Origin of the sequence: Streptomyces sp. NBC_01198 (assembly GCF_036010485.1) — a bacterium.
In the GTDB taxonomy this organism is placed as follows: Bacteria; Actinomycetota; Actinomycetes; order Streptomycetales; family Streptomycetaceae; genus Actinacidiphila.
Genome location: NZ_CP108568.1, coordinates 3751622 through 3775288, shown reverse-complemented (window position 1 = coordinate 3775288; position 23667 = coordinate 3751622). Strand labels below are relative to the sequence as shown.

Genomic DNA, 23667 nt, shown 5'->3' with positions numbered 1-23667 from the left:
CCGCCACAGTAGGCGCGGGTGCGGCCGCCGGTCGAGACGGCATTGGCGAACGGTTGATAGGGTTTCCCTTCCACCTGCGGCCGACATGGTGCCGCACCGTGCCGGATTGGTGACACTGCGATGCGGATCGAGCAGCTCGAGTACATCGAGGCGGTCACCCGGCTCGGCTCGCTCCGCCGCGCGGCCGACGAACTGCACCTGTCCCAGCCCGCGTTGAGCGAGACGGTGCGCAACCTGGAACGTGAGCTCGGCGTGGACCTGCTGGACCGCCGCCGCTCCGGGGCGAAGATCAGCGACGGCGGGCGCGAGTTGCTGCCGCACATCATCGGCGTCCTGGACGCGGTGGACCGGCTCCGGCAGGCCGCCGACCACCAGCACCGGACCAGCCGTACGGTACGGCTCGGCACGGTCAACGCGGCCACGGTGCCGCTGCTGGTGCCGGCGATCCGCGCCTTCCGCGCCGCCCACCCCGCCACCCAGGTCGAGGTGGTCGCCGCGCAGGAGGCCGAGATCCACCGGGCGCTGCTCGAGGGCCGGTTCGACCTCGGGCTGGTCAACTACCTCAAGGGCGACGACCTGCCGCCGGAGTTCCACACCACCGAACTGCTGCGCGGCCGGGCGGTGGTGTGCCTGCGCCCGGACAGCGCGCTGGCCGCGCTGCGCACCGTCGGCGTCGAGGACCTGCTGACCGAACCGCTGGTGGTGATGCGGGCCGGCTACGTCATGCACCGCTACCTGCACCGGCTGCTGGCCGGGCGGACCCCGACCTTCTCCTACTCCACCGACGGCGCCGAGATGGGCAAGCTGATGGTTGCCGAGGGGCTGGGCGCCACGGTGCTGCCGGACTTCAGCGTGATCGGCGACCCGCTGGAGCGCAGCGGCGCGCTGACGTACCGGCCGCTGGCCGGCGACGCCACCGAGGTGCTGATGGTGGTGCAGCGACGGCTGTCCGGCCCGGTGCCGCGGGCGGCCCACGACCTGCACCAGCTCTTCGTGGCCGAGGCCGCCGCCCACCGGCCCCCGCCCGTCCCCGCGGCCGGGGATCCCGGCGCCGCAGGCGTGGCGTCGTGAGCCGACCCGGTGCGCCACCTGCGGGAACCTCGGGCGGCGAGCCGCCCGACCGGACGCCGGTGGCCCGCTTCGAAGCCGGCGTCTCCGCGCTGGTGCGGTGGAGCGAGAGCAACCACATCCGCCTCGCGGTGGCCCGTCGGTCCGGCTGCGACCTGGCGTCCAGCGAGCTCCGGCTGCTGGAGCACTTCGACCTCGTCGCGCCCATGCGCGTCTCGGACGTCGCCGAGTGCCTGCACGTCGACGTCTCGACCGTCTCGATCCAGCTGCGCCGCCTGCGGCAGGAGCGGCTCGTCGAGGGGCTGCCGGACGGCAGCGACGGACGGGTGACGCTGGTCTCGATCACCGCCGAGGGCCGCGTGGTGATGGCCAGGGTGCGGGCCGCGCGCCGCGAGCTGCTCGGCGAGGTCTTCGCGCAGCTGCCCGCCGCCGAGCTGGAACAGGCGGCCCGCGTCCTGCTGCTGGTGCAGCAGCACATGCTGGGCGACGCGCGCAGGACCGGCGGCTGACCCGGCGGCCCCCTGGGGGAGCGGCTTGCACGTGCCCGCGCGCCGATGCTTTGATAGTTCAAAGTAATGTCGGGTGAAACGCCGGCGCCCGCAGACCCTGCACCGCGCGGATCCCCCGGGACCTCAGGAGGCTCCGCGATGGCTACGGCAGTGATCACCGGTGGAACGGCCGGTATCGGCAGGGCGCTCGCCGAGACCTACCTGTGCCGCGGATACGACGTCCTGGCCATCGGCAGCAGCCCCCGCAACGGGCGGGACTTCCTCGGCTACGCGAAGGACGCCGGCGCCGGCGACCGCGCCCATTTCCTCGCGGCGGACCTGAGCGAGGTGGCCGGCACCGAACGGCTCGCCGCCACGATCGCCGGCCGGTTCCCCGTGGTGGACGTCCTGGTGCTCGCCGCGCGCTACCACCGCTCGACCCGGCTGGTCACCCCGGAGGGGTTCGAGAGCAACTTCGCCCTGTTCTACCTGAGCCGCTTCCTGCTCAGCCACGGTCTGGTCGGCCCGCTGAGCCGTGCCGGGCGCCCGGTGGTGCTCAACTTCGGCGGCGCCGGCCAGGCGGGCCCGGTGCGCTGGGACGATCTGCAACTGGAGCGCGACTACAGCGGAACCGGCGCGATGGCGCACGCCGCCACCCTCAACGACCTGCTGGGGCTCAGCTTCGTCGACCTCCACCGGGAGACCGGGATCAGATACCTGCTCAACCACCCGGGCGTGGTGGCCACGACCTTCGCCGGCGAGTACGATCCGGTCACCGCGGCGCGGGTGGAGTATCTGAAGGTGATCGGCAAATCGGCGGAGCAGAGCGTCTCCCAGATCCTCCCCTACCTCGACCGCCCGACCACCGCCCGCCTCACCGCCGTCCACGAGGGCATCCAAGTCCCCCTGGAACCCCGTCCGTTCACCCGCCACGAGGCGGCGCGCCTGCACGAGGCCACGACGAAGCTCCTTGCGGAGGCGAGATGCTGAACCGCCGGGCACGCAACACGGCCGCCCTTGCGGGAAACGCCGCCGCGGCCTCGGCCGGCCTGGCGGCGGTGGCCATCGGCACCGAGACCTCGGGCTCGATCCTGAGCCCCGCCGCCAACTCCGACGTCGGCGTCAAGCCGACGGTCGGCCTGGTCAGCCGCACCGGGATCGTGCCGGCCAGGACGCTCGCCGACGTCATCGCCTACAACGCCGCAAACAGCGGGCGGGCGCTGAAGTTCGGGCAGGTCCTCGCCACCGCCTCGCAGGCCATGGACCTGAGCCCCGGCAGCGCCGACACCGCGAAGTACCTCGCCGACCGGGCGCAGGACCTGGAGGACAGCAAGGACCGCATCGACCGCGATCAACCCGAGCCTCTTCGACACCGCGGTCCGCTGATCCCACCAGCCCCTTTGGTGGCCGCCGGGCTCCCGCGTACCCGATGACCGATGGTTTGTCGCCAATCGTAGTTTTCTCTGTACATGACATTTACGAGTCGTGATCGCCTCCTTACGATGCGTAGCACGTACCCCACGGCACCGAGTCCAGGACGGGACGCAGCCCGGCGAAGCCACTCTCCGCGCCGGACCGTGTGCACCCGGGGGAATGGAGACCCGTCGTCCGGCACCGCTCTGCCGCACACCTCGCCGCCGCGCTCGCCCGCGGTGCCCGTGGGCACAACTCGCGAGAAGGTGAAGACCGGACATGCCTCCAGACAGTCCTACCGCCAGAACCTCCGGACAGCTCCGCCGAGTTCTCGGCGCCCTGGCCACCGTGGTCGCCACGCTGGTGGCGATCGTGCTGATCCCCACCAGCACGGCCGCCGGCTCCGCCACTCCCTCGCCGCTGAGCTCGGCGCAGTGGCACAGCGCCATCACGCGGCTGGCCACCCCCGCCAAGGGCTGCTACACCGCGTCCTATCCGGCGCTGGCCTGGCGGAGCACCGGCTGCGGTGCCGCGCCGGCCCGGCCCTACGCGCCCAAGCCCGGCGCGAACGCGGCCGGTCCGCACCTGCCGGTCGTCGCCCCCGCCGGTGCGCACCCGGCCCCGGGGCTGACGCCGGACCTCGTCGGCAACGGCATCGACTACTCCGCCGGGGTGTCCGGCGTGCTCAGCGGGGCGACCGGCTCGTTCCCGACCGTCTCCGGCGTGACGAGCGAGACCGGCGGCGGCGTCCCGAACTCCTACTCCCTGCAGCTGAACAGCGCGCCCTTCACCAGCCCGATCTGCGCCGGGCACGCCGGCTGCCACGGCTGGGAGCAGTTCATCTACTCCAACCCGGGCTCCGGTGCAGGCGCGGCCTTCATCCAGTTCTGGATCCTGAACTACTACACCGGCTGCCCGGCCGGCTGGTGGTCGTACGGCAGCGACTGCTACACGAACGGCCCGGCGGTCGCCGTCACTTCGCAGCCGATCAGCAATCTCGCCGGCCTCAGCCTGTCCGGAAACGTGACCGGCTCGACGGACACCGTGATCATGACGACCGGCGGCGGCAGCGTCAGCGCCTCGACCGCCGACAGCACCCTGGGCCTGTCCGCGGCGTGGAACGCGGTGGAGTTCATGATCGGCGGTGACGGCGGCGGCTCCGGAGCGATCTTCAACGCCGGCTCCACGATCACCGTCAAGACCGTCACCCACAACGGCACGACGAACGCGCCTGCCTGCCTGCTCGAGGGCTTCACCGGCGAGACCAACAACCTGAACCTCGTCAACTCGCCCACCTACGCCACCGGGGCGTCACCCTCGCTGCAGAGCATCCAGAGCAACATCCTGACGACGCCGCCGTCATGCGCCTCCGCGCAGGGCACCGGCGACACGCACCTGCAGACCTTCGGCGGCACCTACTACGACTTCCAGGCGGACGGCACCTTCACGCTCGCCCGGTCCTCGGCCATGACGGTGCAGTCGAACCAGATCCCCGGCGACTCGCTCGGCTGGCCGGGCGCCGCCGTCAACAGCGGGGTCGCCACGCAGATGGGCGCCGACACCGTTGCGGTGTGCGCCTCCCGCGGCCTGGTGGTCGACGGCAGCGCCACGGCGCTGGCCTCCGGCGGGACGATCGACCTCGCCTCGGGGGACCGGATCACCAGGGTGGGCAACCAGTACGCGGTGACCAACCCGCAGGGCGACAACATGACGGCCACGGTCAACCCCGGTTACGTGGACGTCCACGTCGGCCTCGGCACGTATCCGCAGCCGGTGAGCGGGCTGCTGGCCGACGCGCCGGGCACCACCAACCAGCTCAGGACGAGCACGGGCACGGTCATCCCCATCCCGGTCGACCTGCAGACGCTCTACCAGGTCTACGGCGACAGCTGGCGGGTCCCCGCGGGCCAGTCGCTGGTCGCGGTCTGCGGCGAGCAGACGAAGAACTCCGACCCGACCACGCCCCTCTGGGCCGACCAGCTGCCGAAGGCCGTGCACGACAAGGCACTCGCGCTCTGCCAGAAGGACGGCGTGAAGAACGCCACGCTGCTTGAGGCCTGCACCCTGGACGTCGGCGTGCTCGGCGACGGAGCTGCGGGCGAGTTCATCGGCGAGGCCGCCCCGGCGAACGTGGCGTTCAGCGAGGACACCGCGGGACCGGTCGGGGAGAACGTCGCCGTCACGCTGCCGGCGGGCGCGCGGGACCGCTACGTCCGGCTCAACTTCACTGCCAACAGCGCCCAGACCGGCGCGCAGGCCGGCGAGTTCGCCGTCTACGACGCCACTGGCCGCAACCTGGCCCTGCACGCCCCGGTCACCGCGAGCAGCGAGACCGGCGGGCTCCCCGCCGCGAACGCGGTGGACGGGAACGCCGCCACCTACTGGCAGAGCAAGGTCGGTGCCTGGCCCTCCACGCTGACCGTCGACCTCGGCGCGGCGAACGCGCTCAGCTCCCTGGCCATCGCGCTGCCACCCGGCTGGCCGACCCGTACCCAGACCCTGTCCGTGCAGGGCTCGACGGACGCGTCCAGCTGGACCACCCTCGTCGGACCGGCGACCTACACCTGGACCTCGCCGTAGCGGCGGCCGGTGAGCCGCGGTCCCGGGACCCCGCGGGGTTCCGGGACCTCAGGCCCAGGTGGTGAAGGCGAGGACGACGTTGTGGCCGCCGAAGGCGAAGGAGTTGGAGAGCACCGCGGTGAGCGGCAGTTCGCGGGGGTCGGCGGCGACGACGTCGAGGCCGACGGCCGGATCGGGGTCGTCCAGGTTCACGGTGGGCGGCACCACCTGGTGGACCAGGGCCTGGACGCTCGCCACCGCCTCGATCGCGCCCGACGCGCCGAGCGCGTGCCCGGTCATCGACTTGGTGGCGGACACCGGCACGGTGGCGGCCGCCCTTCCCAGGGCGCCGTGCAGAGCCAGCGCCTCGGAGGCGTCGTTGAACTGGGTGCCGGTGCCATGGGCGTTGACGTAGGACACGTCCTCCGGGCCGAGCCGGGCCGCCGCGAGGGCGCTGGTGATGGCCTGCCGCGCACCGGCGCCCTCGGGGTGCGGCGCGGTGATGTGGTGGGCGTCGCAGGAGCGCCCGTAGCCGCGCAGTTCGGCAAGCACCGTGGCGCCGCGCCGGGCGGCGTGCCCGGCCGACTCCAGGACGAGGACGGCGGCGCCCTCGGCGAGGACGAAGCCGTCCCGGTCGGCGGCGAAGGGCCGGCTCGCCAGCGCCGGCGCCTCGTTGCGGCGGGACAGCGCCCCCATCCGGGCGAACCCGGCGACGGTCAGCGGGTTGACCGCCGCCTCCGTGCCGCCGGCCACCACGACGTCGGCCTCGCCGCACACGATCATCTGGTAGGCGGCGACCAGCGCTTCCGCGCCGGACGCGCACGCGGTGACCACCGAGGTGCACGGGCCGGTCAGACCGAGGTCGACGGCGATCCTGGCGGCGGGCGCGTTGCCCATCGCCATCGGGATGAAGCGGGCGCCGAGCCGGCCGGGGCCGGACTCGATGAGCGTACGGGTGTTGGCCAGCCAGGTGTCCAGGCCGCCGGCGCCGGTCCCGACGGCCACCCCGCACCGGCTGGGCACCTCCGCCGCCAGGTCCAGGCCGCTGTCGGCCAGCGCGAGCGTGGCGGCGGCGCGGGCCAGATGGGTGCAGCGGTCGGCGGCCAGCGCCTCGCGGCGGTTCGGCGTCAGCGCGTCGGGCAGCTCCACCTCGCCGGCGATCCGCGAGGACAGGCCGGCGGCGTCGAAACGGGTGATGGGGCCGATGCCGCTGACACCCTTGATCTGGGCCTGGTGGAAGTCCCGCGCGCCGACGCCGATCGTGGTCACCGGCCCGAGCCCGGTGACCACCACCCGGGATGATCCGTTCACGCCCGGACCTCCCGGGAGCCGGCCGTGGCACCGGCGCCGGGGTCGACGCCGCGCTCCAGCAGGAAGTCGACGACGTCGCCGATGGTGTCCAGCGAGGCCAGGGTGTCCTCGGGCGAGTCCAGCGGCCCGCCGAGCTCCTCCTCGACGACGGTGAGCAGTTCCACCATGTCGAGCGAGTCCATCCCGAGGTCCTCGCGGAAGCGCGCGCCGGGCACGACCTCCTCGGGGAGCAGCCCGAGGCGGTCCACGAGCACGTCGGCGATCCGGCTGCGCAGCAGGTCCGCGGAGGTGGCGTTCGTTGTCACAGGTCAAGTCCTCACGGGTGGGTGGTGGCCGGGACCGGTCGGGTCCTCAGCGGTGGGCGGAGGCCGGGGACCGGCGGGCTTCGAGACCCGCGTGCAGGCCGAGGTCGCGGCAGACGGCGTCGGCGGCGGCGACGAACCGGTCGGCCTCGTCGCGGTCCAGGACCAGCGGGGGCTGGATCCGCAGCGTCCGGCCGTGGTTGGCGGTGACGAAGGTGAGGATCCGGTGGTCCCGGGCGAGGGCGTGCACGAAGCGCAGGCACATCAGGTCGCCCAGGGTGGACTCCAGAGCGCCGCCGGCGTGCCGGATCGCGTCGCGTACGTCGTCGGGCATCCAGTCGGCAAGCGCGTGCAGATCGCCGGGCAGCCTGGTGAGCAGTTCGTCGGCCAGCGAGCGGGCGGCGCCGGCGAAGTCGCCGTCGAATTCGACGGCGTTCATCAGCCCGATGCCGCGCACCTCCCGGATGAAGTCGTAGCGGTCGGCGAGGCCCTGCAGCCCGGCACGCAGGTGGGCGCCCAACTCGGCCGCGCGGGCCGGGAGTTTCTCCGCCTCCAGCGCGTCGAGGGTGGCCAGGCCCGCGGCGGCGGCGAAGTTGCCGCCGCCGAAGGTGGAGGAGTGCAGCATCGCGCGGTTGCTGCTGCCGTAGGCGACGTCCCACAGCTCGGCCCGCGACAGCGTGACGGCGATCGGCACCATGCCGCCGGACAGCGATTTGGCCAGGCACAGCACATCCGGCTCCAGGCCGTCGTGCTCGGCGGCGAACATCGCGCCCGTACGGCCGAGTCCGGTCTGGATCTCGTCCAGGACGAACGCGGCACCGGCCCGGCGGCACAGTTCCTGGGCCGCCTTCAGGTAGCCCGGCGGCGGCAGGACGACTCCGCCCTCGCCCTGCACCGGCTCGACGACGAAGGCGGCGGCCCCGTCGATCACGGCCGCCAGCGCGCCGGCGTCACCGTAGGGGACCTCGACGCAGTCGGGCAGCAGCGGGCCGAAGGCGGCGCGGTGCGCGTCGCGGCCGGTGACCGACAGGGCGCCGAGCGTTTTGCCGTGGTAGCTGTTGCGGGTGTAGACGAGGCGGCGGCGGCCGGTGCCCGCACGGGCCAGCTTGAGCGCGGCTTCCACCGCCTCGGCGCCGGAGTTGCTGAAGAAGGCCCGGTCGAGACCTGGCGGCGCGACGGCGCACAGGCGCTCGGCGAGTTCGGCTGTCCGGGCGGGCATGGAGACGTACTGCACGAAGGTGGGCTCCCCGTCGTCCATGAAGCTGCGCAACGCCCGCGTCACCGCCGGGTGGTTGTGCCCGAGGTTGAGGCAGCCGTAGCCGGCCACGAAGTCGAGGTAGGGAACGCCGTCGGCGGTGGTCAGCGTGCAGCCGCGCGCCCGGGTGAAGACGCGGTCCATGTGGTGCGCGGCGAACAGCTTGGCCATCGGCGGGTTGACGTGCGCAGCGAAGCGCCACCTGGTGGCCGCGGTGAGGTCGGCGGCGGTCGCCGGGGCGGCGCGGGAGGCGGTGTGGTGCACGGCCAGCCGGGCGATGTCGGCGTCCGCGAGCGGCCGTCCGAAGGCGGCGAGCGGCGTGGGGCGGAAGCCGTGCCGGCCGGCGAGTTCGCCGATCGTGCGGACCATGCCGATGTCGAGGTCGCGGCCGAGCGAGCAGGACGCGGCACGCCCCTCCAGGGCGAGCACCATCGTCTCGGCGAGGCAGCCGTTGAGCTGCTGGCTGGGCCCCGGCACGGATCCGTCGCCGAACCTGACCTCGTCCGCCGCCGTGACCAGGCCGCCGTCGATGACCAGCACGTCGTGCCCGGACCGCGGTGCGGCGGGCACGTCACGCGGCAGCGCCACGTCCACGACGATCGAACCCGGGTGCAGCCGGGCGGTGTCCACCACGCCGCCGGTGGACGAGGCGGTCACGTACAGGCGCGGCCCGTCGTAGCAGTCGCCGATGTCGTCGTGCAGCGCGACCCGTTCGCGCTGCGCCGGACCGAGGTGCCGCAGCAGCGCGTCCGGCGAGCGGTTGCCGCGCCGGGCCACCAGGTCCAGCGGGAAGCCGTCGTCGAGCAGCAGCCGGGTCATGGCAAGGCCGATCGAGCCCGGGTAGCCGACGACCACGATCCGGGTGCTCTCCACCGGCAGGTCGAGCAGCCGCACGCAGTGCAGCACCGCGTGGTGGGCGGCGTAGGTGGTCAGCGAATTGCCGCTGGTGACGGGGGTGTTGGTGTGCTCGGCCGTCCACAGCCCGCGGTCGCCGACGATGGACGTGGCACCGCCGAGCCCGACGATGTCCGCGCCGGCCTCGCGCAGCGCCAGCACCTCGGCGGCGACCACGTCCTTGGCGGTGCCCGGCAGCCGCAGCAACTCCCCCGCCGTGTACGGCAGGTAGCGGACGTCGCCGGTGCAGTACGCGCCCGTCGCCGACGTGACCGAGGACAGCAGCGGCAGCCGTACGTGGTGGCGGTGGGCGTCCTCGCGTACGGTGCCGCGCTGGTCTTCGAGCAGCCGGCTGACCAGGTCCATGCCGCGGACCTGGTTGCGGTGGCCGGGACTGGTCGGGTGGGCCAGGAATCCGAATTTCACCGTGTGCTCCCAGTGCGGGGTGCCTGCCGGGAAGGCGGCGGGGACGGTTGGCGGGTTGTCTGCTGGGCGGTCTGCCGCGATGTCTGCTGAGCGCTCTGCGTCGGGGTCTGCGCCGGGGTCTGCCGCGCGGCCTGCCGGGGGGTGCCGCCCATCGCGAGTGCCAGATCCGAGAGGTGGTCGCGCTGCCAGCCCAGCGAGGACAGCAGGCTCAGGCCGTCGCCCTCGTTGTTGTGCGCGAGCAGCACGGAGTAGAGGTTGACCGTCGCGGGCCGGGTCAGCTGGTCGCGCAGCGCCTCGGGGTCCACGCCGGTCAGCCGGCGGCGGTGGACGGTCACCGGGCCGAAGGACTGCTCCCGCTCGTCGTCCAGCACGTGCAGGATCCGGGTCTGGCGGGCCGAGGCGGCGCCCGCCCGGCCCTCCCGGTAGGTGCGGATGACGGAGTGGCCGCCGTCGATCAGCCGGAAGACGCTGACGTTCCCGGCCGCCCGTCGCCCGTCCAGGCAGATGTGCTCCACCAGCGTGGGCACCATGTCAGGGACCAGCGCGGCCGCGCCGTCGCCGACGAAGGCCAGCACGTTGTCCTCCCGGGTCAGCGCCAGCGCGGGCACCGCCTGCAAGGCGTCGCCCATCAGGGCCCTGCCGTACCAGCCGGAGAAGCCGGGCCCGGTACGCGGCAGGTTGCGGACCGCGGACAGGCCGCCGCGGCCCACGTCGTAGACGCCGGTGTAGGTGTAGCCGTGCCGGGTGATCAGGTCGTCGAGCACGGCCGCCAGGCGGTGGAAGAAGTAGTTGGCGCTCATCGGCGTGACGGGCAGCAGGTGCACCACGTCCGACGGGCTTTCCGCGGTACGCGCGATGGCGGCGCGTCGCTCGGCCCGCAGGCGCTCGGGCACCGCAAGCCGGCGCCGCACCTCGCGCAGGAAGCCTTCGCCGTCGGCGTGCACCGGGTGGTCGGCGAAGGGGGCCAGGTGCCCGGCCTCCCGGGTCACCTGCACGATCCGCAGCATCCGGTTCAGCGTGCGGGCGGCGAAGGGCGTCGCGGCCTCCGCGATCCGGCTGTTGAGGAAGAACAGCGCCTGCCGGTCGCGGCCGCGCAGCCGGCCGCCCTCGTGGAGGAAGTCGTGCACGCGGGCGGAGTAGCCGTACATGCCCAGCGTGCCGAGGTACTCCTCGACCCGCCGGCCCTCGTGGTGGCCGGCGACCGTACCGGGCCGGGTCAGGGAGTCGGCCAGCGCGAGACCGGCGGTGGCGGCGACGTCGTACATCAGGCCGCGCTGCTCCGCGTCGACGGCCCCGCACTGCCACAGCACGTGCGCCGGGCCGTTGTTGACGATGTCCATGACGGGCGCGAGCGCGTCCTCGGTGACCACCGCCCTGGGCCTCGCGGCCGGCCGCGGCACCGACGCCGCCCCGACCGCGGCCGGCACCCGCAGCACTTCGGGGGTGGCCAGCAACACCACCGGGCCGCTGTCCCGCGCGTACGCCGTGAACGCGGCCGCCAGGTCCTGGTCCAGGCGCTCCGGGTCGTCCAGGTAGAAGCAGGGCATCCGCCGGGCGCGCAGCACCTCGCGGGAGTCCTCGGCGGCATGAACGGTGCCCTGGAAGGGATACCAGGCGTTCCGCGGGGAGTCGGCGCAGACGATGAAGCCGCGGGCCCGGGCCTCGCGGAGGTTGGCCAGCGTGCCGCGGAACTCGTCCACCATGCCGCTGGTCGCCACGATCAGCGAGGGGGCGCCGTCCACCTGCCAGCGGGCCAGGGCGCCGCAGGCCAGGCTGTGTTCGCTGGGGCCGCGCAGCACCGGGTTGCCGGGTGCGGCGACCAGTTCCTCCAGGTCGGAGATCAGCCCGCTGACCGCCGACCCGGTGTAGTAGTGCAGCCCCCAGGCGCCGCCCGCCTCGCCGTGGAGGAAGCCGGCCAGCGCCGCGGCCAGCGCCGAGGTCGCCGTCCGGGCGGCCGCGCGCAACGCGCCCGCGCCCTGCCGGAGCTGGAGGATGTCGGTGAGGCAGCACACGACGTCGCCGGCCAGCACCCAGGCCTGCTCGGGCAGCACACGGTGGGTGAAGGGCGAGGCGACGTGCACGGTGTCGGGTACGTCCGCCTCGTAGACCACCACCGAGCTGCCGGACGGCTCGAAGGCCGCCGCACCGGTCAGGTCGGCGCGCAACTGCTCCAGTTCCGCTTCGAGTTCGCGGTCCAGCGGCGCCGCGCTGATGCCGGCCGCCGCCGCGTCGATCAGCACCAGCGCGAGCACCGGCGTCCCGCCGGGGCCCGCGGGCTTCCGCAGCAGCGTGTGGCCGAGGTCCGCGAGCGAGTCGGCCCGGACGAGCCGGAATCCGGCGTCGGGCAGGACGGCGTCCAGGAAGCGGCGGGAGCGGCCGAGGACTTGCGCGTAGGCGGGTTCGGCCGGCGCGGCCGGGCAGCCGGCCCCCGCCGCCTCTCCTGCGTCCTCCTCCAGCCGGCGGCCGGAGTCCCCGGCCAGGTCCCGCAGCGCCGCCCGCACGGTCCGGTGGAACAGCGGACGCTTCCCCACCGCCGCCACCAGGAACGGTGCGGCCCGGCCAGCCGCGTCATTATCCGTGCTCAAGACGAGCTCCTCCTGCGCCTGTTCCCGTCGGCTCATCGACACCCCCGGACTTCGATGTCCAAGGGCGCAGTATGTTCCGGGCGCACTGCAGAGGTTCTGTACGTTCTCTGGACGATCCTCCGGACCTGCGCGTACAGGCAGGTACGGGTCGGTAAGGGGTCGTACGGGACGGCCGCCGTACGGGACGGCCGCCGTACGGGTGCGGCCGCCGGCGGCGGGCGGGCGTAAGGCCGCACCCGCCGCCGGGGAATCAGGAGTCGGTGAGCCCGAACCTGCGGTGCAGCCGGCGAAGCGGGCCCGGGGCCCACCAGTTGAAGCGCCCGAGCAACCGCATCAACGCCGGCACCAGCAGCCCCCGTACGAGCGTGGCGTCCACGATCACCGCCAACGCCAGCCCGGCGCCCAGCAGTTTGAGGATGCTCAGCTGCGAGGTGGCGAGCGCGCCCAGCACCGTGGCGACGACCAGGGCCGCGGCGGTGATCAGCCGGCCGGTGCGTTCGAGGCCGAAGGCGACGGCCCGGGTGGTGTCGCCGGTGGCCAGGTACTCCTCCCGGATGCGCGACAGCAGGAAGACGCTGTAGTCCATGGACAGGCCGAAGGCGACGCAGAACATCAGGATGGGCACGGTGACCTCCAGCCTGCCGGTGCTCACGAAGTCGCCAACGAGCCACTTGAGATGGCCGTCCTGGAACACGTAGACCATCGCGCCGAAGGACGCCGTCAGGCTCAGCACGTTCAGCACGAGCTGCTTGACCGGGATGACCACGCTGCCGGAGAAGAGGAAGAGCAGGACCAGCATGCTGGCGGCGATCACGCCGCCCGCCCACGGCAGCCGGCCGGCCAGCACGTCCTTGGTGTCCACCTGGCTCGCCGCGGCGCCCCCCACCAGGGCCGGGCCGGGAGCCGGCGCGGGCACCGCGCGGACCGCGCGGGCGTGCCGTTCGCCCGCGGCCGAGGACGGGTCGACGTCGGAGAGCACCGACAGCCAGGTCCCCTTGCCGCCCGCCGGCGCCGGATTCGCCGTCCCCGCGGGCGCCACCTGCCGGCCGGCGCTGAAGCCGCCGGCGGCGGAGTCCACCCGTACGGTGTGCGGCACCTGGGACAGCCGCCGCGCGTACCCGGCCAGCGCCGTGCCCTGCGCGGCCGCGTCCAGCTCCGGCAGCACGACGACGTCGGGCGAGGTCTGCGCCTGCTGGAACTGGTCGCGCAGCACGTCGGCGGCGACCTGGGCGTCGCTGTGCCTGGGCAGCACCCGGTCGTCCATCAGCGCGAACCTGGCCTGCAGGAAGGGCAGCGCCAGGGCGACCAGCAGCACGGCCACCACGCCGCCGACGGCCACCGGGCGGCGCATCACCACCATCGCCAGGCGGTGCCACACCCCCTGCTCGGGCCGCCGGGCGCCGGGGAGCCGGCGGCGCAGCGGCGCGAACAGGTCCCACCGGTCGATGCGGAGGCCGATGACGGCCAGCATCGGCGGCAGCACCAGCAGCGAGGCCGCCGCGGCCAGGACCACGACCAGCACGCCCGCGTAGGCGAGCGACCGCAGGAAGTACAGCGGGAAGACCAGCAGCGCCGCCAGCGACAGCGCCACCGTCAGCGCTGAGAACAGCACCGTACGCCCGGCGGTCCGCAGCGCCGCCGCGACCGCCTCCGTCACGTCCCGGCCCGCGGCCAGCTCCTCGCGGTAACGGCTGATGATGAACAGGCTGTAGTCGACGGCGAGTCCGAAGCCGAGCGCGGTGGTGATGTTCAGCGCGAAGACGGACACCGAGGTGACCTGGGCCAGCCCGGCCAGCATCGCGTACGTGACGGCGACCGCCACGACGCCGACCAGCACCGGCAGCAACGCCGCGAGCAGCGAGCCGAAGGCGGCCAGCAGGATCAGCAGGGTGAGCGGCGCCGCCAGCACCTCGGCCCGGGTCAGGTCGGCGGAACTCTGGTCGTCGGCCTCGGAGTTGACCTGCGAGAGCCCGGTGACCCTCACGTCGAGCGGCCCGTGCGCACCGCGCAGGACGGGCGCCAGGTCGTGCGCCCGGTGGAAGGCGGCGTCCTCGTCGCCGGCCAGCTTCACCAGGACCAGCGCCGTACGGCCGTCCCGGGAGCGCAGGGTGGGATCCCCGGTGGACCAGAACGACCGGGCGTAGACGACGCCCCGGGCCCGCGCCGCCTGCCCGGTGAGGGCCTTGCCCGCCTGCTCCGCGTCCGGCGCCGTCACCCCCGCCGCGGTCTCGGCGACCAGGATCAGGTCCGGGGCGCCGGCGTGGAAGCGCTGCGCCAGCAGCCGGTCCGCGGAGACGGACTCGGCGGACTGCGGGGTGTACCCGCCGCTGGACAGCATCCCCTCCACACCCCCGCCGGCAACCGCCGCCGCGCCCGCGACCAGCGCGACCAGCAGCAGCGTGACCCGCCGCCGGCCGACCAGTAAGCGCGCCAGCCGGGCGAGCCTGCCGCCGGCCGGCGCCGACCGGCTGCCCGTCTCCGGCGGGACCTGAGCTGTTGCCGACATGGGTGATCCTCCCGTGAGTGGTGTCGTGAGCCCTCCCGGCCACGCGCCCCGGCACGCGGCGCCGGACCCGCCCGTGCAGCCGCCACCACGGCCCGTCGGGCCCCCGTTGCCGCTCCGATTGTGTCCCAGCGGCCCACCCCCCACCACAACCAAACCCCCCGCCACGCCCCCCCGCCTCCCGCGGCCGGCCGGTGGCCGGGGTGTCACGCCGTGTCGGTCAGGCGGTCCAGGAAGGCTGTCTGGGCGCGGACCAGGGCGGTGCGGGCTGCTGGGAGGGTGAACCAGGACACTCGGTCCAGTTCGGGGAATTCGGTGGTGCGGCCCGAGCCGCGGGGCCATTCCATGGTGAAGGTGCCGGGCACCATGGCGGCCGGGTCGAGGTCGGCCTCGATCGCCCATACCGTCACGCGCTTGCCGGCCGACTGCACCACCTCGCCGAGCGGGAGCGGGGTGCCCTCCGGGGCGGGGAGGCCCAGCTCCTCGCGGAATTCGCGGCGGGCCGCGTCCCAGGGTTCCTCGTCGCCCTCGTACTCGCCCTTGGGCACCGTCCACGCGCCCGCGTCCTTGCGGGCCCAGAACGGCCCGCCCATGTGGCCGAGCAGCACCTCAAGGCCGGCGGGGGTGCGGCGGAAGAGGAGCAGGCCCGCGCTGCGTCTGATGTCAGCCATGAGGCAAGTCTCCACGCCGGAGGGCGACGAGGCTCCGCGGCGCCCGGGGACGCGGAATAGCGTGCGCCGCCCGGGCGCTTGCCGGTGCATGACGCTGGCGGAGGGGGTGGCCGCGCCCGGCAGTGCCGTGCGCGGGATGGCGGCCTGGGACATGGTGGCCGTGACGGTCCGCCGGATGGCGCCCGGGGAGGGGTTGGACGAGGCGGACGGGGCGATCTGGGCGCTGGTCCTCGACGGTGACGCGCGGCTGGAGACCGCGGCGGGGGCCGAGGGGCTGCAGGCGGGGGACGCCTTCCACGTGGACGCCAGAAGCCCCTACCGGCTGGTCGCGCTGACGGGCGCCGAGGTCGCGGTGGGCGCGCTGCGGGCGGTCCCGCCGCTGCCGAGCCCGCTGGTGGTGCGGGACTTCGCCGGGAGCAACCGCGGCATCGCCGAGCTGGTGCGGATCTGCCCGCTGGACCCGAGGGACGGGCCGCCGCTGTTCGCCGCCAGTTACGGCGGGCTGATCCAGGCAGCGATGGTGGGGACCCTGGACCGGAGCGCGCCGCAGGACTCCGACCCGCGGCTCACCGCGCTGGTCTCGGTGCTCGACGCGCATCCCGGGCGCCCCTGGACGGTGGAGAGCATGGCCCGGGTGGCGCATCTGTCCCGCTCGTCGCTGGGCGAGCGCTTCCGCCGCGAGCTCGGCCGCAGCCCCGCCCAGGTGCTGCGGGAGGTGCGCATGCGGCACGCCCGCGACCTCCTCGCCGGGACGGCCAGGCCGGTCGAGCAGATCGCCTTCGCCGTCGGCTACGGCTCGGCCGCGGCCTTCAGCCGGGCGTTCTCCGCCTACCACGGCAGCTCGCCGCAGGCGTGGCGCTCACGGCCGGGAGCCGCGCAGTGCGGCGAAACCGGCGCTGCCCGCCAGCGCGGCGACGGCGCCGAGGAGTAGCGCCCCGCGCACCCCGCCGCCGTCGACCACGGCCCCGCCGATCGCCGACCCGGCAGTGATGGCCACCTGGAAGGCCCCCACCTGCAAGGAGAGCGCCGACTCGACGCGCTCCGGCTCGGCGCGGGTCACCCACAACTGGGTGGCGACCGGCACCATGTTGAAGCCGAAGCCCCAGAGCACGATCGCCGCGGTCGCGGCCGGGAGCCCGGAGGTCGTCCCGAGCGCCAGCAGGCTTGCGGCCAGCAGGGCCGGCGCGGCGATCACGGCGACCCACAGGCGGCGGGCGAGCGCGCCGGCCGCGAGGTTGCCCGCGAGGCCGCCGACGCCCCAGCCGAGCAGCAGCCAGACCGTGCTGCCGGCGGTGACGCGCTCGATCGCTAGGCGGATGTACGGGTAGGCGGCGAAGTTGCCGAAGGCCACCAGCGCGATGCAGCCCACCCCGGCCATCAGCCGGCGGTTGGCCAGCGCCTGCCGGAGCATGCCGAGCCCTGCTCCGGGTTGGGCCGGCACCGGCGGCAGGGTCGCCGCCACCGCGGCCACCGCCAGCACGCTCAGGCCCGCCGCCGACCAGAACACCGGCCGCCAGCCCACCGCGTCGCCGAGGACGGAGGACAGCGGTACGCCGATGATGGTGGCCGCGCTGACGCCCAGCGCCAGGCTCGTCGAGACGACGTGGTCGCGTCCCGGCGCCGCGTGCGTGCCCGCACCGAGCGCGAACGACCAGAAGCCGGCGATGGCGACGCCCAGCAGCAGCCGGCCCGCAAGCAGCAGCGGGAAGTCCGGGGTCAGCGCCACCACGACGTTGGACACCACGGCGGCGGCGAGCAGGCCGAGCAGGACGGTCCTGCGGTCGGCGCGCGGCAGCAGCACGGCGATGGTGGGCGCGGTGACGGCGCCCGCGACCGCGGTTGCCGCGACGGCCAGGCCCGCGGTCCCCTCGCTGACTCCGACGTCGGACGCCATCGCCGGCAGCACGCTGGCCGGCAGGAACTCGCTGCCCACCAGGGCCGCGATCCCCAGGGTGAGCGCGGCGACGGGCGCCCAGGAGGCCGCGCCGGGCCCGGCGCCCCGCACCGGGGAGGCCGCCTCCGCCGGAGAGGCACCCTCCACCGGGGAGCCGGCCGCGACGGAACTGCCGGGCGCCGCCGCGGACTCGGGACAGGTCACATAGCCCTCAGAGGTCATGCGCCCCAGTCTGCTGCGCACGATCCGCCGCGGCTTGACCGTCCGGCCGCACTCCTTGATTCCGAGGCCGGACCTGCACCGGGGCGTGAGGCCCGACCTGCACCGGGGCGCGGGGCCCGACTCGCGACTCGCCCCGAGGCAAGAGGCCACAGGGCGGGGCGGCCGACTCCCCCGGAGCCGGCCGCCCCTGGCGGTACGCGCGCGGGCGGTGCTACTCCCCGCGCCCCGCACCGCGGTCGGGCGCGCTCATGTCCCCCGTCGCCGGGGTGCCGTCGGCCAGGCCGTAGCGCAGGTGGACGGTGCCCTTCGGGCCGGCGGCGGGCGGTTCGAGGAGGGTGAGGTTCGTGGGCACGGCGCCGCCGTCGAACACCTTCTTCCCGACGCCGAGCGTGATCGGGTGCACCCACAGGTCGAGCCGGTCGAACAGCTTCTCCCGCAGCAGGGTCTGCACCAGGTCCAGGCTCCCCACGACCTTCACGTTCTCGTGCCGGTCGCGGACCTCCCGCACCGCGGCGGCCAGGTCGGGGCCGAGCTGCGTGGAGCCCGCCCACGACAGGTCGGGCGTGCCGCGGGAGGCGACGTACTTCGGGATGCTGTTGAAGAGCGTGGCGATCCCGTTGTCCTGGCCGCCCTCCTGGTGCGGCCAGTAGCCGGCGAAGATGTCGTACGTCCGCCGGCCGAGCAGCAGGGCGTCCGTGCCCTCGTACGCGGCACCGATCTGCGCGCCGGAGACCTCGTCGGTGAGCGGCGCCTGCCAGCCGCCGAACGGGAAGCCGGCCGGGTCCTCGTCCGGGCCGCCGGGTGCCTGCCCGACGAGGTCGAGGGTCGCGAACAGTTCGAGGTGGATCAGGCCCATGGCGTGCTCCCGGGTGAGGGGTTCTTCTCGGTCGGAAGGTAGACCGGCGGGCGGCCGCGGACTCATCGGTCCACCGGCGATCAACTGACAGTGATGATGTTCGTGGTGACGCTACGGGTGGGCCTGACTCGCCAACTGACTGACGTCTCGACTGTCCTGTTTGGGATTTGTCGGCCCGCCGGGCGTCACCACGCACGCGGCCGGACGGGCGCTTGTGACTTCATAGGAGCTTGGTCCAGAAGCCCCGTCACTGTCTTGTCCACCCGCCCGACCGGCGCGTGCCGCCCTCGGAACGGACACGCCACAAGGACGGACATGACCAGCATGACGCACGACGGCCCGCAGATCACCGGCGGAGTCGACACCCACGGCCTGACCCACCACGCGGCGGTGATCGACACCATCGGCCGGCACCTGGCTGACCAGGAGTTCCCGGCCACGATCCGCGGCTACCGGGATCTGCTGGCCTGGATGCGTTCACTCGGCGAGCTGGCCGCGGTGGGTGTGGAGGGCACCGGCGCCTACGGGGCCGAACTCGCCCGGGTGCTCACCGCCGCAGGAGTCACAGTCATCGATGTCGACCGTCCGGACCGCAAAACCCGGCGGATGAAGGGCAAGTCCGACCCGATCGACGCCTACGCCGCCGCGACAGCCGTACTGTCCGGGCGGGCCACCGGCACCCCCAAGAGCCGGGACGGCGTGGTCGAGGCCGTGCGCGTGCTGCGGACCGCTCGCCGCAGCGCGGTCAAGGCCCGCACCCAGGCGATGAACCAGATCCGGGGCCTGCTGGTCTCGGCGCCTGCGATGCTGCGCGAGCAGGTCGCGGGAGTGGACCGGGCCACGCTGATACGCACGCTCGCCCGGCTGCGGCCCGGCGACGACCTGTCCCGCCCGCTGACCGCCACCCGGGCAGCCCTGCGCCGCCTGGCCCGCCGCCACCAGGCGATGGACGCCGAGATCGCCGAGCTGGACGCGGAACTCGGTCCGCTGACCCGGCAGGCCGCTCCCGCACTGCTGGAACTGTTCGGCGTCGGCCCCGAAACCGCCGGCCAACTGCTGGTCTCGGCCGGGGACAACCCCGAACGTATGCGTTCGGAGGCCGCCTTCGCGCACCTGGCCGGGGTCGCACCGATCCCGGCATCCTCCGGCCGCACCCACCGCCACCGCCTCAACCGAGGCGGCGACCGGGCCGCGAACAACGCCCTGCACACCATCGTGCTCGTCCGCATGCGCTACGACGAGCGCACCCGCACCTACGTCGAACGCCGCACCAAGGAAGGCCTGTCCAAAAAGGACATCATGCGCTGCCTCAAACGATTCGTCGCCCGCGAGGTCTACCGCGCCCTGACCAGCACACCGACCGAACAAGCCACACAAACCGACCTTGCTCCTGCCGCTTGACATCTATAGGAGCATCCGCCTGACCGCCTGACCGCCTGACCGCCGCCGCCACGGCCAGGGCGAAAACCGGTCCAGGTCAGACGTCGATGTTCGAGCCCATGATGATGGTCCGGGCGCGCGGCAGCCCGAAGTGCTCCGCGGCGTCCGCCGTGATGTACGAGGTGGCGACGAACAGCCGCTTGCGCCACGGCCGCATCGTGGGCGCCTTGCCCGGGCGCAGCTCGATCGTCGACAGGAAGTACGTCGCCTCGTCGAGCGCCAGCGGCCCCTCGGTCCTGGCCGGGTCGAGCAGCGCCAGCGCGCCCGGCACGTCGGGCGTCTCCATGTAGCCGTAGCGGGCCGTGACGTGGATGATGCCGTCGTCGGTGTAGCCGAGGTCGTCGATGATGACCCGCTCGCCGGACTGGACGCGCGGCACGGGCTCGGTCTGGATGGACAGGATCACCACCTGGTCGTGCCGTACGTGGTTGTGCTCGACGTTGGCCCGCATGGCCAGCGGGGTGGTGTGCCGGTCCCGGTTGAGGAAGACGGCCGTGCCGGGGACCTGCAGCACCGGCGTCTCCTTGCGGTGCAGGTGGTCGACGAACTCGCGCAGCGAGCCCTCGCGCTGGGCCCGCTCGGCGGTGACCGTCCGTCGTCCGTGCTGCCAGGTGGTCATGATGGTGAACGCGGTCAGGCCGATGAGCAGCGGCAGCCAGGCGCCGTGGATGAGCTTGGTCAGGTTGGCGGCCACGAACAGCAGGTCGACGGAGAGCAGGGCGGTCGCGCCGCAGGTCACCAGCCACAGCGGCGTGCCCCAGTTCGTGCGGGCGGCGTAGAAGAAGAGCAGCGTGGTGATGGTGATGGTGCCGGTGACCGCCGTTCCGTAGGCGAAGGCCAGCTGCGTCGAGGTGCGGAAGGCGAAGATCAGGGTGAGCACCGAGGCCAGCAGCACCCAGTTGATCAGGGGCACGTAGATCTGGCCGATGGTGGACTCGGAGGTGTGCGTGATCCGCAGCCGCGGCAGGTAGCCGAGTCCGGCGGCCTGCGAGGCGACCGAGTAGGCGCCGGTGATCACCGCCTGGGAGGCGATCACCGTGGCCGCGGTGGCCAGCAGCACCATCGGCAGCCGGCCCCACCCCGGCACGAGCAGGAAGAACGGGCTGCTGATGTTGTCCGTGTCGGCGATGATCCGCGCGCCCTGGCCGAAGTAGCTGAGGATGCAGGCGGGGAAGACCAGGAAGAGCCAGGCGCGGGTGATCGACCGGCGGCCGAAGTGCCCCATGTCGGCGTACAGCGCCTCCGCTCCGGTGACCGCGAGCACCACCGCGGCCAGCGAGAAGAAGGCGGTGCCGAAGTGGCCGAACAGGAAGCCCAGGGCGTACGAGGGCGAGATCGCCTTGAGGATCTCCGGGTGGTCGGCGATGCCGGCGATGCCGAACCCGCCGATCGCGGTGAACCACAGGACCATCACGGGGCCGAACACCCGCCCCACCGCGGCCGTCCCCCTGCTCTGGACCAGGAACAGCGTCACGACGATCGCCGCCGTGATGGGCAGCACCGCGTCGCCGAGCGAGGGTTCGACGATCTTGAGCCCTTCGACCGCGGAGAGCACCGAGATCGCGGGGGTGATGATGCTGTCGCCGAAGAACAGCGACGCGCCGAAGATCCCCAGCCCGGTCAGGACGACGGCGGTGTGCGGGCCCCGCTTGCCGTGTCCGGGCCGCAGCAGGGTGATCAGCGCCATGATGCCGCCCTCGCCCTCGTTGTCGGCGCGCATCGCCAGCAGCACGTAGGTGACCGACACGATGATCGTGATCGACCAGAACACCAGCGAGACCACCCCGTACACGTTGCGCACCGAGACCGGGACCGGGTGCGGGTCGTCGGGGTTGAAGACGGTCTGCAAGGTGTAGAGCGGGCTGGTCCCGAGGTCGCCGAAGACCACGCCGAGCGCGCCGACCGTCAGTGCCAGCCGGGCGGTCTCGTGCGCGCCCGCACCCGCGCCCCGGGCCTTGACCACCCGCACTGAGCCGTCGTCAGACCCGCTCTCCTGCCGACGATCAGCCATGACAGTCCTCCTCCGCGCGGTCTTCGTGGCCCGGCCCGACGCATCACGCGGACGATATCCCGATCTGTCCCGCTTCCTGGGCATGTGCCCGGCCAGCGCGCGGGTAGGAGCGGTTCTCCGGCGGGCGCCGCACCCGGCAGGAAAGTGCCGCCGGCCGGCGCGATGAGTTCCGGCGCCCGCGCCGGTACGTACCGGCGGGCCTGCCGCAGGCCCGGACGGACCCCATGACGAGGAGCGAACGATGACCATGACCCGAGCGGACGACGAGGCCGCCATCAAGGGTGTGCTGGAAGGCGTCTACAAGGCCTGGGACGCCGGCGACGCCGACGCCTTCGTCGCGGAATACCGGGACGACGCCACCGCGATCCTGCCCGGCTCCTACCGCAGGTCGAAGGAGGAGGTCCGGGCGAGCATGGCCGCGGGCTTCGCGACCTTCCTCAAGGGCAGCACCACCGTCGACACCCTGGACAGCATCCGCTTCCTGGGCGAGTCCGCCGCGGTCGTGGTGAGCGAGACCGCCGTCAGGTTCCCGGGCGAGACCGAGGTCCCCGCCGGACGCACGGTCTACGCGACCTGGGTGCTGGAGAAGCGCGACGGCGGCTGGCTGCTGGTGTCCTACCAGAACAGCCCGGCCGCGCCGGCGGCCTGACCCGTACGGGACCGCGCTGAGCGGACGCTCGAACCCGTCCGCCCCGGTGCCGGAGGACCGGCGACGCGGGGCGGACGGGTTCGTGGGCCGGCCGCGGGGCCGTCAGGGCGACGGGGCCGTCGGGGCGACGGGACGCCGTAGGGTCACGGTGAAGGCCCGGCCTGCCCGGTCCGCGGACATCCGCCGGATCCGGCCTGTCGAGGTGAGGCACGCAGAAGGAGACCTGGTGGGCACCGACGTGTCGCTGATCGACTTCACCGGCCGGGTCCAGCGGAACGCCGGGCTCGACGTCCGGTGGATCCACGGGTCGCCGTCGGCCAAGCACAACACCGACCCCGACATCCAGGTCCACGCCTACGACGAGCACACCTTCGTCCTGCGGCAGAACATCGCGGTCCACTTCGAGGCGCCCTTCCTCTACCTGCTGTTCGGGAACGCCTCCGCGGTGCTGATCGACACCGGCGCCACGGCGAGCGCGGAGTACTTCCCCGTGCGCCGCGTGGTCGACGAGCTGGTCGCGGGGTGGCTCGCCCGCCACCCCCGGGAGGACTACCGCCTCCTGGTGCTGCACACCCACGCGCACGGCGACCACATCGCGGGCGACGGGCAGTTCGCCGGCCGCCCCGGCACCACGGTCGTCGCCGCCGACCTGCGCACCGCCTGGGCGTACTTCGGCTTCCACGACGACCCCGGCGCCGTGGCCCGCGTCGACCTGGGCGGCCGGACCCTGGAGTGCCTGGCCACCCCCGGCCACCACGAGGCCGCGGTCACCTTCTACGACCCCTGGACGGGATTCCTCCTCACCGGCGACACGGTCTACCCCGGCCGCCTCTACATCCAGGACCGCCAGGCCTTCACGCGGACGATCGCCCGCCTGATCGACTTCAGCGCCCGCCGCCCGGTGACCCACGTGCTGGGCTGCCACATCGAGATGACCCGCACCCCCGGCGTGGACCACCCCATCCGCACGGTCCACCACCCCGACGAGCCCCCGCTGCAGCTGACCACGCACCACCTGCGCGAGATCGCCACGGCCCTGGCCACGACCGCGGACCGCCCCGGCCGCTACGCCTTCCCGCTTTTCATCCTGTGCCTCGACACATGAGCCGGGTGGGTGGCC

General features: G+C 73.7%; 18 protein-coding genes. 9 read left to right on the top strand and 9 right to left on the bottom strand.

Translation table 11 applies throughout. From position 1 onward, the window contains the following. Positions 1 to 120 precede the first annotated feature (120 nt). From OG702_RS16935 to OG702_RS16915, 5 genes are all read left to right on the top strand, one after another. A complete protein-coding gene (locus OG702_RS16935) occupies positions 121 to 1071 on the top strand; it encodes a LysR family transcriptional regulator (RefSeq protein WP_327289721.1) in 951 nt (316 codons plus the stop codon). Next, entirely contained in the window at positions 1068 to 1577 is a 510-nt protein-coding gene (locus OG702_RS16930; protein ID WP_327289720.1) for a MarR family winged helix-turn-helix transcriptional regulator, read from the top strand. Before OG702_RS16935 ends, OG702_RS16930 begins: the two co-directional genes overlap by 4 nt. A gap of 138 nt (positions 1578 to 1715) precedes the next feature. Further along, positions 1716 to 2546: an SDR family NAD(P)-dependent oxidoreductase gene (locus OG702_RS16925; protein WP_327289719.1), complete on the top strand. Its 831-nt coding sequence runs from the start codon at positions 1716 to 1718 to the stop codon at positions 2544 to 2546. Beyond that, positions 2540 to 2989 (top strand): amidase family protein, encoded by a 450-nt coding sequence (locus OG702_RS16920; RefSeq protein WP_327289718.1) that lies wholly within the window; start codon positions 2540 to 2542, stop codon positions 2987 to 2989. The genes OG702_RS16925 and OG702_RS16920 overlap by 7 nt, the downstream gene beginning before the upstream one ends. A 259-nt stretch (positions 2990 to 3248) precedes the next feature. Further along, positions 3249 to 5549 carry a discoidin domain-containing protein gene (locus OG702_RS16915; protein WP_327289717.1) on the top strand — a complete coding sequence of 767 codons (2301 nt, stop codon included), beginning with the start codon at positions 3249 to 3251 and terminating at the stop codon, positions 5547 to 5549. Between the two features lie 48 nt (positions 5550 to 5597). Here the strand turns inward: OG702_RS16915 and OG702_RS16910 are convergent, their stop codons facing one another. The 6 genes from OG702_RS16910 to OG702_RS16885 all read right to left on the bottom strand — a co-directional run bounded on the left by OG702_RS16910 (position 5598) and on the right by OG702_RS16885 (position 15475). Next, on the bottom strand, positions 5598 to 6839 hold the full coding sequence (locus OG702_RS16910; RefSeq protein ID WP_327289716.1) for a beta-ketoacyl-[acyl-carrier-protein] synthase family protein: 1242 nt from the start codon (positions 6837 to 6839) through the stop codon (positions 5598 to 5600). Beyond that, complete coding sequence (locus OG702_RS16905) at positions 6836 to 7144, bottom strand: acyl carrier protein (RefSeq protein WP_327289715.1); 309 nt, start codon at positions 7142 to 7144, stop codon at positions 6836 to 6838. Before OG702_RS16905 ends, OG702_RS16910 begins: the two co-directional genes overlap by 4 nt. 46 nt (positions 7145 to 7190) lie before the next feature. Beyond that, positions 7191 to 9716: an aminotransferase class III-fold pyridoxal phosphate-dependent enzyme gene (locus OG702_RS16900; RefSeq protein WP_327289714.1), complete on the bottom strand. Its 2526-nt coding sequence runs from the start codon at positions 9714 to 9716 to the stop codon at positions 7191 to 7193. Continuing rightward, positions 9713 to 12301 carry a hypothetical protein gene (locus OG702_RS16895; RefSeq protein WP_327289713.1) on the bottom strand — a complete coding sequence of 863 codons (2589 nt, stop codon included), beginning with the start codon at positions 12299 to 12301 and terminating at the stop codon, positions 9713 to 9715. Before OG702_RS16895 ends, OG702_RS16900 begins: the two co-directional genes overlap by 4 nt. A 250-nt stretch (positions 12302 to 12551) precedes the next feature. Then, entirely contained in the window at positions 12552 to 14807 is a 2256-nt protein-coding gene (locus OG702_RS16890; protein ID WP_327289712.1) for an MMPL family transporter, read from the bottom strand. A 203-nt stretch (positions 14808 to 15010) separates the two neighbouring features. Next, positions 15011 to 15475: an NUDIX domain-containing protein gene (locus tag OG702_RS16885; RefSeq protein WP_327289711.1), complete on the bottom strand. Its 465-nt coding sequence runs from the start codon at positions 15473 to 15475 to the stop codon at positions 15011 to 15013. 88 nt (positions 15476 to 15563) lie between these two features. Here OG702_RS16885 and OG702_RS16880 point away from each other — a divergent pair, with 88 nt between their 5' ends. Then, on the top strand, positions 15564 to 16406 hold the full coding sequence (locus OG702_RS16880) for an AraC family transcriptional regulator (RefSeq protein WP_327289710.1): 843 nt from the start codon (positions 15564 to 15566) through the stop codon (positions 16404 to 16406). Here the strand turns inward: OG702_RS16880 and OG702_RS16875 are convergent. Further along, a complete protein-coding gene (locus tag OG702_RS16875) occupies positions 16335 to 17591 on the bottom strand; it encodes an MFS transporter (RefSeq protein WP_327289709.1) in 1257 nt (418 codons plus the stop codon). The two genes, OG702_RS16880 and OG702_RS16875, sit on opposite strands and share 72 nt — an antisense overlap. Positions 17592 to 17802: 211 nt before the next feature. Then, the gene (locus OG702_RS16870) at positions 17803 to 18447 is read right to left on the bottom strand and encodes a dihydrofolate reductase family protein (RefSeq protein ID WP_327289708.1); all 645 of its coding nucleotides are present in this window, start codon (positions 18445 to 18447) and stop codon (positions 17803 to 17805) included. A 315-nt stretch (positions 18448 to 18762) separates the two neighbouring features. On the opposite strand from OG702_RS16870, the gene OG702_RS16865 reads away from it, so the two are divergent. Then, on the top strand, positions 18763 to 19848 hold the full coding sequence (locus tag OG702_RS16865; protein ID WP_442814307.1) for an IS110 family transposase: 1086 nt from the start codon (positions 18763 to 18765) through the stop codon (positions 19846 to 19848). Between the two features lie 76 nt (positions 19849 to 19924). Here OG702_RS16865 and OG702_RS16860 read toward each other — a convergent pair whose 3' ends face one another. After that, positions 19925 to 21898: a potassium transporter Kup gene (locus tag OG702_RS16860; RefSeq protein WP_327289707.1), complete on the bottom strand. Its 1974-nt coding sequence runs from the start codon at positions 21896 to 21898 to the stop codon at positions 19925 to 19927. Between the two features lie 241 nt (positions 21899 to 22139). Here OG702_RS16860 and OG702_RS16855 point away from each other — a divergent pair, with 241 nt between their 5' ends. Together OG702_RS16855 and OG702_RS16850 are read left to right on the top strand one after the other, a co-directional pair. Further along, positions 22140 to 22547, top strand: coding sequence for an SgcJ/EcaC family oxidoreductase (locus OG702_RS16855; protein WP_327289706.1), 408 nt, complete (start codon positions 22140 to 22142; stop codon positions 22545 to 22547). A gap of 226 nt (positions 22548 to 22773) precedes the next feature. Next, positions 22774 to 23652 carry an MBL fold metallo-hydrolase gene (locus tag OG702_RS16850; RefSeq protein WP_327289705.1) on the top strand — a complete coding sequence of 293 codons (879 nt, stop codon included), beginning with the start codon at positions 22774 to 22776 and terminating at the stop codon, positions 23650 to 23652. Positions 23653 to 23667 lie beyond the last annotated feature (15 nt).